Annotated in this window: 12 protein-coding genes; 4 read left to right on the plus strand and 8 right to left on the minus strand. The window is 35.0% G+C overall.

All coding sequences use genetic code 11. From position 1 onward, the window contains the following. Window positions 1-130: 130 nt before the first annotated feature. Window positions 131-694 (plus strand): 50S ribosomal protein L17, encoded by a 564-nt coding sequence (gene rplQ, locus ACH2CJ_RS05450; protein WP_394991233.1) that lies wholly within the window; start codon window positions 131-133, stop codon window positions 692-694. Between the two features lie 131 nt (window positions 695-825). On the opposite strand, the gene ACH2CJ_RS05455 is transcribed toward rplQ, so the two are convergent. The 4 genes from ACH2CJ_RS05455 to ACH2CJ_RS05470 all read right to left on the minus strand — a co-directional run bounded on the left by ACH2CJ_RS05455 (window position 826) and on the right by ACH2CJ_RS05470 (window position 5150). Then, entirely contained in the window at window positions 826-3411 is a 2586-nt protein-coding gene (locus ACH2CJ_RS05455) for an outer membrane beta-barrel protein (protein WP_394991234.1), read from the minus strand. Window positions 3412-3829: 418 nt separating this feature from the next. Then, window positions 3830-4051, minus strand: a complete 222-nt coding sequence (locus ACH2CJ_RS05460) for a helix-turn-helix domain-containing protein (RefSeq protein WP_394991235.1) — start codon at window positions 4049-4051, stop codon at window positions 3830-3832. Between the two features lie 11 nt (window positions 4052-4062). After that, a complete protein-coding gene (locus tag ACH2CJ_RS05465) occupies window positions 4063-4608 on the minus strand; it encodes a DUF2975 domain-containing protein (RefSeq protein ID WP_394991236.1) in 546 nt (181 codons plus the stop codon). Window positions 4609-4619: 11 nt separating this feature from the next. After that, complete coding sequence (locus ACH2CJ_RS05470; protein WP_394991237.1) at window positions 4620-5150, minus strand: DUF2975 domain-containing protein; 531 nt, start codon at window positions 5148-5150, stop codon at window positions 4620-4622. A 340-nt stretch (window positions 5151-5490) separates the two neighbouring features. On the opposite strand from ACH2CJ_RS05470, the gene nadE reads away from it, so the two are divergent. Beyond that, window positions 5491-7518, plus strand: coding sequence for an NAD(+) synthase (gene nadE, locus ACH2CJ_RS05475; RefSeq protein WP_394991238.1), 2028 nt, complete (start codon window positions 5491-5493; stop codon window positions 7516-7518). Window positions 7519-7791: 273 nt separating this feature from the next. On the opposite strand, the gene rplI is transcribed toward nadE, so the two are convergent. The 3 genes from rplI to rpsF all read right to left on the minus strand — a co-directional run bounded on the left by rplI (window position 7792) and on the right by rpsF (window position 9004). Then, a complete protein-coding gene (rplI, locus tag ACH2CJ_RS05480; protein ID WP_394991239.1) occupies window positions 7792-8235 on the minus strand; it encodes a 50S ribosomal protein L9 in 444 nt (147 codons plus the stop codon). Window positions 8236-8334: 99 nt separating this feature from the next. Next, a complete protein-coding gene (gene rpsR, locus ACH2CJ_RS05485; RefSeq protein ID WP_394991264.1) occupies window positions 8335-8589 on the minus strand; it encodes a 30S ribosomal protein S18 in 255 nt (84 codons plus the stop codon). Between the two features lie 16 nt (window positions 8590-8605). After that, a complete protein-coding gene (gene rpsF / locus ACH2CJ_RS05490; protein ID WP_394991240.1) occupies window positions 8606-9004 on the minus strand; it encodes a 30S ribosomal protein S6 in 399 nt (132 codons plus the stop codon). 262 nt (window positions 9005-9266) lie between these two features. Here rpsF and ACH2CJ_RS05495 point away from each other — a divergent pair, with 262 nt between their 5' ends. Next, window positions 9267-9734 (plus strand): hypothetical protein, encoded by a 468-nt coding sequence (locus ACH2CJ_RS05495; RefSeq protein ID WP_394991241.1) that lies wholly within the window; start codon window positions 9267-9269, stop codon window positions 9732-9734. Window positions 9735-9788: 54 nt separating this feature from the next. On the opposite strand, the gene ACH2CJ_RS05500 is transcribed toward ACH2CJ_RS05495, so the two are convergent. Beyond that, on the minus strand, window positions 9789-10238 hold the full coding sequence (locus tag ACH2CJ_RS05500; protein WP_394991242.1) for a type I restriction enzyme HsdR N-terminal domain-containing protein: 450 nt from the start codon (window positions 10236-10238) through the stop codon (window positions 9789-9791). Between the two features lie 119 nt (window positions 10239-10357). Here ACH2CJ_RS05500 and ACH2CJ_RS05505 point away from each other — a divergent pair, with 119 nt between their 5' ends. Then, the gene (locus tag ACH2CJ_RS05505; RefSeq protein ID WP_394991243.1) at window positions 10358-11131 is read left to right on the plus strand and encodes an AMP nucleosidase; all 774 of its coding nucleotides are present in this window, start codon (window positions 10358-10360) and stop codon (window positions 11129-11131) included. Window positions 11132-11173 lie beyond the last annotated feature (42 nt).

Consider the following 11173-nt stretch of genomic DNA (forward strand, 5'->3'; position numbering starts at 1 on the left):
TATTTGGCGAAGGGATATTTTTTTATATTATCGTACCGCAGTAATCGAATAAATTAATTAACAATCGTAATAGGTGGAATCGCTAAGACTGCGTTAGGCTTTTTTGACCGTTACTTACGAAATAATAACAATGAGACACGGAAATACAATCAATCATTTAGGGAGAACTCATTCTCACAGAGAGGCGATGTTGCAAAACATGGCGGTTTCTTTAATTAAATACAAGCGTATAGAAACAACTTTGGCGAAAGCAAAAGAATTGCGTAAATATGTTGAGCCTTTGATTACGAAATCGAAAAATGATAGCACTCACTCTCGTAGAACAGTTTTTTCGCATTTGCAAGATAAAGAGGCAATGAAAACTTTGTTTGGTGAAATAGCTGAAAAAGTTGCTAATCGCAATGGTGGTTATACTCGTATTATCAAAATGGGAACTCGTTTTGGTGATAATGCAGAGGTTGCCATGATTGAATTAGTTGATTATAACGAAGCATTATTGACTTCGGTAGAAGAAAAATCTACTAAAACTCGTCGTAGTCGTCGTGGTGGTAAAAAAGCTGACGATGCTGCCGCAGTGGTAGCGGTTGATGAATCATCAGCGGTTGTTGTAGAAGAAGCAGTTGCTCCTGTTGCTGACGTAGTAGAAGAAACTCCAGCAGTAACAACTGAAGGAGAAGAAACGAAAGAAGCATAAGAATTAGTAAATAAAATTCTTGAAAGAAACCTCAGACGAAAGTTTGAGGTTTCTTTTTGTTTATACTATGTATTATATAACAAAAAAAGGTAGTAATCTCAGATTACTACCTTGAAATAGTGATTTTTTTTTCAGCCGCCAGTTTTTACTCTACCTTGCTCTGCTTCAGTGGCTGTACTACGGCGACGAGCAGCTTTTACGTTTTGATTGCCAAATTTGTAAGTGAATGTCAAGCGAGCATTTCTGCTATCCCAGCGATTACGAATAGTCAATTTTACATTAGCAAAGTCGGTTTTTCCTCCCCAAAAACTTGTCAAGAAAATATCGTTTACGTTGAGTTTTAAGCTGGCTTTTTTGTTCCAAAAACTTTTTTGTAAACCTGCATTGACAGCATATTGAGCTTTTCCTTGCATCATTCCATAAATATTTGATGAATTATACCACATTGATACTTCTGCCGATAAATCTTTAGGAAGTTTTACGTTTTGACTGGTATAAAAATTGTAAGCCCACTGGCCTGTGTTTAAAGTTTGTCCCAACAATTCTCCTGTATATTTATTGTAAAATACTGACAAGTTATTTTGAGCAGACCACCACTTAGTAATCGGAATCGGGAAACTCAAATTAATATTGATATTCTCAAATTTTGCAATGTTTTCTCTTGTGGCAAATGTTATTTTTTCAGGGTCAATACCATCAATATTATTGTATTTCTTGATTTTTGCTAAAATTAATGGCTCATTTACAGCATTTTTTATAACTTCTGCCATAAAATCGTTGGTTATACTATAACCCACACTTGTAACAAATGCTTGCTTGAAACTATGCGTTAGTTCAAATGAATTGGTGTATTGAGGTTTCAAATATTCATTTCCTAACTGATAAGTATATGGGTCAAGGAAGTTGATAAATGGATTCAATGTACCATAATCAGGGCGTTCGATTCGACGGCTATAAGAGTACGAAAGTTGGTTGTTTTTGTTAATCGTTTGTGTCAAAAATACACTTGGAAATAACTTCACGTAATTACGCTCACGGCTTTCGCTAAGTGTAACCGACTCACCTTTTGAGTGCGTATGTTCTAAGCGTAAACCCGCTTGCAAACTCAATTTTTTGCTTAATTCTTTATTGAAATTAGCATAAGCAGCATTAATGTTTTCCTGATAAATAAAGAAGTTGGTACGTCCTTTGTCTGCTAAACCATTTTGAAAAAACATAATGTCATTATCTGATTTTACCCAACTACTTTTTGCTCCAAACTCTAAGCGAGCCTTAGCTTTTGTCAGAGGATGAATATAATCAGCTTTTATGGCAAAAATGTTGTATTTGTTCGGAATATGACTTGTAATATTCAATGGAGTCGCATATTCAGTTTCTTTATTGTCAAGATATTTATAGAAACGAGTTTCCATACCCCTTTCACGACTCAAATTATTGTAAATCGAATAATCTACATCGGCAGTTAATTCTTTGCCTGTCGAATCAAAAGTATGCTTGAAATTGGTATTAAGCGTGAGGCTTTTCCAAGTTTGATAACTACTGGCAGATGTGCGTAAACTCGAATCTGGAATCGAACTTTCTGCATGTTTAATGTAAGTAGTATTTATGTTTGGTGCGGTCGGATTATTTTGCCATATACCCGCACTACCATTCACTAAAAATCCAATCGTTGTTTTCTTAGAAAGATAATAATCAGTACCCAATTTATAACTAAAATTCTGACTTTCGTTATAACGATAGGCATATTGTTCAAATATTTTACCGCCAATATCACGAGTCAAAATATTATTATTGAAACGTTGATTGTCTGAAAAAGTTAAATTTGCAAAAGTATTTACTTTTCCTTGACGGTTATTCAGGTTTAAACTCGAATTGTATTTTGGCATTATGCCAGGTTTTATATTTTCGGTTTTGCTAAAATCATTGTTTAGACCAGTTTCTAATAATGGCGGAAAACTTGCCGAAAAACCAGCCGAAATGCTACCATTTGTGCCATAATTCTTATTCTTCTTGGTAATAATATTGATTATAGCTTTTCCAGCTGCATCGTAGCGAGCCGATGGATTAGATATAATTTCGATTTTTTCGATTTGATCACTACTCATGTTTTTGAGTTGAGTTGCCAAATCACTCTGCGACATATACGTTGGCTTGCCATCCATCAACACAAGTACGCCTTGCTTGCCTTTTACGCTGATATTGTCGTTGTTATCAACCGACACACCCGGCGATTTTTGTAGCACTTCTAAGGCGGTATTTCCAGTGGCTACCAGACTACCTTCTACATTTACGACCAATTTATCGGCTTGTTGTTCAATAAAAGGCTTTTTTGCCGTAACACTAACTTCTTTGAGGCTTTGAGCAGCTAATTCTAATTGAATGGTTGATAATTTCACTTCTAAGTTCTCGTCACTTAGTGTGATTTTAGGAGAAAAATATTTTTTGTAACCAACCATCGAAACCGAAATGATGTATTGAGATTCGTTTCCAATAGATACTTGGTCAAAATTAAATTTTCCGTCTAAGTCACTGACCGATCCTTTTGTGAGGGTCGAGTCTCTGGCTTTTAAGAGTAAAACGTTGGCGAAAGGAAGAACTTGTCTCTTTTCATCGAAGAGGCTTCCCGAAATTCTTCCTTTGTACGAAACTTGGGTGTTTTGGGCAAAAGAAAGTAGGCTCGCACTTGCGAGTAGCATTGTTAGTAATAGCTTTTTCATTAAAGTAATTATTTTGTAATAGCTTTTTTTTTAGATGTGAGATTAAAGATTCGAGATAAGAGTAAATGTTTTGTTCATCTCATTTCTTTTGTCTCATATCTCACATCCAAGTTTTCCTTGATTTTTATAGATACTGTGTAATTTCAAAATGGAATGCAATTGAATGTTAGATGCTAAAATTGCCTTTTGAGTTACAGCATTTGCTTAATAAGACTATCTCAAAGTAGAGATAGTCTTATAATTAACGTCACAGTATAATTTTCTTTTTCATAATTTATGTTACAAATATACAGGTACTTTGTAATACAAGGTAACTGTTATTACACAAGTGGTTTTTATTTTGGGATGAGTGGTTTTTTACTCAAAAAGAGGGTGTTTTTAGTTAGATGCTATTCTTGCAAAAAGGGTTGCTTTTATTTTAAATTATTTTAATTTCTTCGGGAGCGAACTCCAAAATATCGCCTGGTTGGCAATTGAGGGCTTCGCAGATGGCTTCTAAGGTAGAAAAACGAACGGCTTTTGCTTTGCCAGTTTTCAAAATTGAAAGATTGGGCAAGGTAATATCTACTTTTTCCGCCAATTCTGACAATTGCATTTTACGTCGGGCGAGCATAACATCAAGGTTTACAATTATGGGCATGATAGTAGATTTTATACTGTTAATTCGTTTTCTTCTTGTAATTCTACGCCGCGTTTGAAGATTTGCGAGATTAGGTAAATGATTCCTATTCCAAAAATATAAGTCAAATCTGGTGAAAAATTATATTTGATATGGTCGGTAACAAGTCCGTCCAAGACAAATACATATTGTCCAATAACAAAATTTATCACTCCAAGTACAATCACCAAATGAGCTATTTTTTCAAGAATAATTGATGTTTTAGAGCTGAAAGGATTATTAATATTGATGTTATTAAGTGCATCTTTTGCTAATTTCCAGATTTTAATCACAAAATAAGTTTTTGCCAAAAACAAAATATAGTAAAATATTAGCCTTCCTAAATTGTCATTTTTCAATGTTCTGAAAGGAAGTTTCGCCTCAGAAATAGTTATATTTTTGATAAAATCGGCATCAGGATATATGAAAGAATAGATTGTGAAAATACCTGCTATTACTGTCATTGCTATCGAACCAACATAGCCAATCCAAGCAATAACTCTTAAAACATTCAAGATTTTTTCAGTTTGTGTTTTCATAATATTAGATTTTATACAGTTAATTCGTTTTCTTCTTGTAATTCTACGCCACGTTTGAAAATCTGCGAAATGATGTAGACAATTCCTGCCATGAAAAAATATTCTCCGTGATTGAAATGATTGGCTAAATCAATGCCTGATTCTTTACCTACAAAATCAATGTAATTATTGCCAATAAATGACACGACCCAAAGCTCAAATAACAAAAAACTGATTTTTTGAATTTTTGTAGAGATTGCGACCGTAAAAGGATTTTCCAAACTTAATTTGTTTAAAAAATCAAAAATGTAATACCAAATGTAGGCCTTTGTTGCCGAGAACCAAATAACCAATGTCATAGCAAACCCATAATAGCGTAGGTCAAAATTCCGTAATTCGTATAGTTTAGGGCTTGCTTTGTAAAGTTTCAAGGCAATTTCGGGCTTAAAGAAATTGACTATCAACGAAACAATTTGACTTCCACATTCAATCGAAAATCCGATTGCACCGATAAGTGCTAAATATTTAATTATTTCTAAAATTGTTTTGGTTTGTGTTTTCATAATATTTATGTTTAAATAATTTATGCAACAAAAGTAAAAGTAATTTATTGACAAACAATAAATATATATTGTTTGTCAATAATTAAATATTGATAAACAGAATTTTTGTTTTATTAAATTAATTCAAACTTGTTTTTACTTAATCCTAATTTAGAAAATTGTGTTACAAACAAAATGTATCTAAACTTAGCATGCACAGTTTTTGTTATCTTTGTAAAGAAGTCTTATCCTAAAAAAACAATTAGATTTTATAATTTAAAACCGAGTATTTAGTTGATGAGAAATATTAACTCATTTGCGACGGGCGGCGTTCCGAATTACTCATTCACCCATTGATTAAATGAAACTCATAAAAGTAGCAGCAGGCACACTGAACCAAACTCCTTTAGCTTGGGAACAAAACCAAAAAAATATTTTAGATTGTATAAAAGAAGCTGATAGTCAAGATATTAGCTTATTATGCTTACCCGAATTGTGCATTACAGGCTACGGCTGTGAAGATGCATTTTACTCGTGGGATTTGGTTGAACAAGCAAAAGAAAGTCTTTTGGAAATTGTTCAACACACCGCAGGCATGATTGTTTCGGTAGGTTTGCCGATTCGATTTAACAATAAAGTTTATAATACTGCTTGTTTGATTGCCAATAAAAAGATTTTAGGTTTTGTTTGTAAGCAGCATTTTCCAAATTATGGCGTTTTCTACGAAGACCGTTGGTTTCATCGTTGGCAAGCAGGTGTGAGAGATGAAATCGAAATTGATGAATTCAAATATCCAATCGGAGATTTAGTTTTTGAATTGGATGGCGTTCGCATCGGATTTGAGATTTGTGAAGATGCTTGGGTGGCAAATCGTCCAGGAAGAGTGATGTTCGATAGGGGAGTAGATATTATTCTGAATCCGAGTGCAAGTCCGTTTACTTTTTCAAAATTTATGACCCGTGAGCGTTTGGTGATTGATGGCAGTCGCTCGTTTGCATGTAGTTATATTTATACAAATTTATTAGGAAATGAATCAGGTCGTTTGATTTTTGATGGCGATGCAATGATTGCTTCCGATGGGAATTTATTAGTTTCTTCGCCAAGATTTGGCTATGCCGATTTTTATGTAACCTCTGCTATAATTGATGTTGAAGCCCCAAAAATAAATCAATCACAAGTAAAATCCCCCATTTCACAAGGAAACTGGAAGGTTTTATCGCTTTTTGATTTTCCAGAAATAAAACCAGTTGCCTTCCAAACTGCCGAATTAGAGAAATTTGAACGAGGTGGATTCTTGAAAGAAGAAGAATTTGCCCGTGCCGTAAGTTTGGCATTGTTTGATTATTTACGTAAATCTCGTTCGCAAGGTTTCACCGTTTCGTTGTCGGGTGGAGCAGATTCTTGTGCTTGCGTAGCTTTGTGTGGTTTGATGATTCGATTGGCTGATGAAAGCATAGGTTTAGATGCTTTCAAGAAAAAACTTTCTCACATCAAAAAAATCCAAGACTGCACAACAGTTGAGCAAATTGCTCAACAAATGATTCATAGCATTTATCAAGGCACAGAAAATAGCTCGACTGATACCTACGAATCGGCAGAAAGTTTGGCAAAAAACATCGGTGCAACATTCTATAATGTCAATATCAACGGGCTCGTAGAAACGTATAAAGACTTGATAGAAAAACAAATAGGGCGAGATTTAACTTGGGAAACTGATGATTTGTCGCTACAAAATATTCAAGCACGAGTACGGGTTCCAAGTGTTTGGTTGCTTACCAATTTGCATAATCACTTGCTTTTAGCAACGTCCAATCGCTCGGAAGTTGCCGTTGGTTACTGCACGATGGATGGTGACACGGCAGGAAGTATTAGCCCAATTGCAGGAATTGACAAGTTTTGGCTTAAAAAATGGTTGGTTTGGCTCGAAACAGTTGGCTGTGATGTGAAAGGAAAGTATATCAAAATTGAAGGTTTAAACAAAGTAAATAATCTTCAACCAACAGCCGAATTGCGACCTTTGGCAACCAAGCAAACCGACGAAAAAGACTTAATGCCTTATGAAGTTTTAAATGCTATTGAAGGATTAGCGATTAGAGACAAAAAGCCTCCTCTGGAATGTTTATTATTTATGGAAGCACAATACTCAGGACGATATGACCAAGAAACTTTGGCTGCTTGGATTGAAAGATTTTTCAGACTTTGGAGCAGAAATCAATGGAAACGTGAGCGTTTCGCACCAAGTTTTCATTTAGATATCTATAATCTCGACCCAAGAGGCTGGTGCCGATTTCCGATTTTATCAGGTGGATTTGAGAAAGAATTAGCCGATATGAGAGAATATATAGAGAAAGGTGATAGACGAAAATCGAGGAGTAGAATTGGCTTTTGATGAATTTTTGTTAGATTTGGTTGATAAATCATAAAAAAATAAAAACAATTTTAGAGTTAGATGTAACGCCTAAACAAGTTGTGATGTTACAATTGGCGAAATTTTCTATGGAATGCGAAAAAATGAAGAAAAGCTAACAAAGACACTTATTCGGCTATTCAATGGGTACAACATTACCAAAGATTCTTCAAAAATATTTGACAAATTATGTCTAACAAAAAAGCGTGCATCTCTTTCGAAATGCACGCTTTTTATATTTTCTACGCAAGAATCTTACGCTTCAGAAACTACGCTTACAGCAACTTTATGCTTCACTTCTTTGTGAAGGTCAAGAATTGCTGAGAAATCACCTACAAATTTCACATCTTCCATTGCAATTTTCTTGCGGTCGATATCGAAACCTTTTTCTTTTAGGTAATCAGAAATTTGAGTGTTAGTAACACGTCCGAAAATCTTACCGCTTTCGCCAGTCTTCATCGGAATTGTGATAACCATTTCACCAATTTCTTCTGCCATTGTTAAGGCAGCAGTTTTAATTTTTTCTGCTTTGTGGGCAGCTTGTTTAAGATTTTCTGCTAAAATCTTGCGGTTCGACTCGGAAGCTAACTGAGCAAAACCTTGTGGAATCAGATAGTTACGAGCATAACCCGGCTTTACGGAAATCATGTCGTTCTTGTATCCAAGTCCTACAATATCAGTTTTTAATATTATGTCCATTTTTCAATACAAATTAATAATGAGTGATTGAGAGAAGGAGTGAATGAGTGATTAAGTTTGCAAAAGCAATGTTATTCACTAAATCACTAAATCGCTAAATTATTTCAAACCATCAGCTACGAATGGCAATAAAGCCAAGTGTCTTGCTTGCTTGATGGCAACAGCCACTTTACGCTGAAATTTTAGACTATTACCTGTCAAACGACGAGGAAGGATTTTTCCTTGCTCATTCACAAATTTCAATAAGAAAGTTGCGTCTTTATAATCTACAAACTTAATACCTGCTTTTTTGAAGCGACAATATTTTTTGCGAGCCTGGTCTTTTCTATCAACAGGGTCGTTTACGAGTGACATTGCGTTGTTTCTCATCTTAGGCTTTAGTTTCGTTTGATGCTTCTGCTTTTTCGGCAGTAGCTGGTTCAACATTTTTTCTACCAACTAAACCTTTACTACGGCGTTGGCTGTAGTCAAGGGCATATTTGTCCAATCTTGTAGTCAAATATCGCATCACACGCTCATCACGCTTGAATTCTGTTTCTAAAAGTGCAACCGTTGTAGGTGCAGCTTGGAACTGAATCAACTCATAATAGCCCGTATTCTTGTGCTGAATGGTGTAAGTTAATTTACGAAGACCCCAATGCTCTTCATGAACTATCTCGGCACCTGTGTCAGTCAATGTTTTTTTGAATTTTTCGACAGCTTCCTTTATCTGAATTTCAGATAAAACGGGAGTTAGAATGAAAACCGTCTCATACTGGTTTTGAAACATACTAAAACAGTGTTTAATGATAAAATTTATTTCCTCAAAAATGAGGGTGCAAAGGTACGGAAAATAATGTAAAATATATAATGTAGTGTAAAAATTTTTGAAATTAGATAAGTAGCTACGGAAAACATAGTTTTTTTGAATATTAATTACAGGTATTTTCCTGTAATTTGAATTTTTAACGCTCATTTTTTTTTTATTTCATTCAAATTTATACCTTTGATTTTCTAACATAATTGTTTTAAACTCTAACCTAATTAATTACATGAAAACCTATTTTGCTGCCCTTGCGTTTATTGCTTTTTCTTCATTTACTTTTGTAGCTGACAAAACGTATGTTTGGGAGAAATACAAACTCCAGATTACTGTGCCAGATGATTTTAAAATACTTAAAAATGATGACCATGATTTTGAAATGAAAGGTGATGGAATGGAGCTAACAATGCACATTTTTGAAAAAAACATTGCTGTCGAAGATATGGATGATGCCGTGATTGAAGGTGCTAAGGCCATGAAATTAGAAGAAATTGATGCCGAAGAAGCGATAGAAGGCGATGGCTTAGATGGCTATTATGTAGAAGGTTTAAAAGACGGACATCGAGTGATGTTTGCAGGTATGATTGACCCTAAAAGCCGTACAAACTTTTTCTTGGTAATTATTTTTGCCGATAGAGATAAGCAAGCAGAAGCAGATGCAGAGGAAATTTTAGCGAGTGTGATGAGCATGAATTAATGTACAACAGATTAGGAAACTCATCGTACAAAACAAAAGAACTGTGGGAACTTCTCACAGTTCTTTTGTTTTTGGTAAATCTTTCATTTGTTGAAAAGTGCCATTGTTAAAGTCTATTTCAAAGCAAAAAGTGCTTAAACCATTGGTAATCACTACAAAAGGGCATCGTAAAGTAAGATTATATCGAGATGCCTGTTCTATAACTGATTGATTAATTTTTACTTCAGGTGCTTTACATTCTACTAGTAGATATGGTTTGCCTTCTTGGTCGAAAACTACGATGTCTGAGCGTTTTTGGAGGCGATTATAGCTCAAACCCCCTTCGAGACGAATAAGGCTTTTAGAATAAGCATAGTGTTTTTCAAGTAAATGGATGAAGTGCTGTCTTACCCATTCTTCGGGGGTCAGTAATAAGTATTTCTTACGTATTGGGTCGAAAATATAGTTTTTCCCCTCAATTTCTTTAGTTTTGTAATCATAAGATGGAAGGTTGAGCGTAGTCATTCTTGATTTAATTGGTAACAGGAACTATTTGGATAGTTTTTGGCTTTAAATCTCTAATATGCTCATGGCTGGTGTAAACAATGCCACAGCATTTTATAACAAATTTACGTCATAAGATTATGCAAACAAAAGAAGAAATTGTAAAAAACTGGTTGCCACGATATACAGGTACGCCTTTGGATGAATTTAAACCTTATATATTATTAACCAATTTTGGGAACTACGTTGATATGTTCGCAAAAATGTATGGTGTTGAAGTAAGAGGTAGAGACCGAGCGATGCAAACAGCTTCGGCTGGTAATATTACCATTATTAATTTCGGAATGGGCAGTGCCGTAGCCGCTACAATAATGGATTTGCTCACGGCAATCATGCCCAAAGCAGTACTTTTCTTGGGAAAAGTAGGAGGCTTGAAGAAATCTACGAAATTAGGCGATTTGATTTTACCAATTGCGGCAATCAGAGGCGAAGGAACAAGTAATGATTATGCCCGACCAGAGATTCCTGCTTTGCCTTCGTTTCGTTTGCAAAGAGCGGTAAGTTCGATGATAAAAAAACATGAACTCGACTACCAAACAGGTACGGTTTACACCACCAATCGCCGAGTTTGGGAGCATGATGAAACATTCAAAGACTATCTTCGTGAGCTTCGAGTAATGGCAATTGACATGGAAACTGCTACACTTTTTATTGTAGGTTTCGTCAATGCGATTCCTCACGGAGCATTACTATTGGTTTCAGATAATCCGATGATACCTGACGGAGTAAAAACCGAAGAAAGTGATAAAAAAGTAACCGGTGCTTTTGTAGAAAAACATTTGCAAATAGGTATTGATTCGTTAAATGAATTGGCCAACTCTGGCGAATCAGTGAAACATTTGCGGTTTGAATAAACCCAGTAATTTAATGAGTGAATGATAGAACGAATAGTAAAA

The organism is Emticicia sp. (assembly GCF_043780375.1).
In the GTDB taxonomy this organism is placed as follows: Bacteria; Bacteroidota; Bacteroidia; order Cytophagales; family Spirosomataceae; genus Emticicia.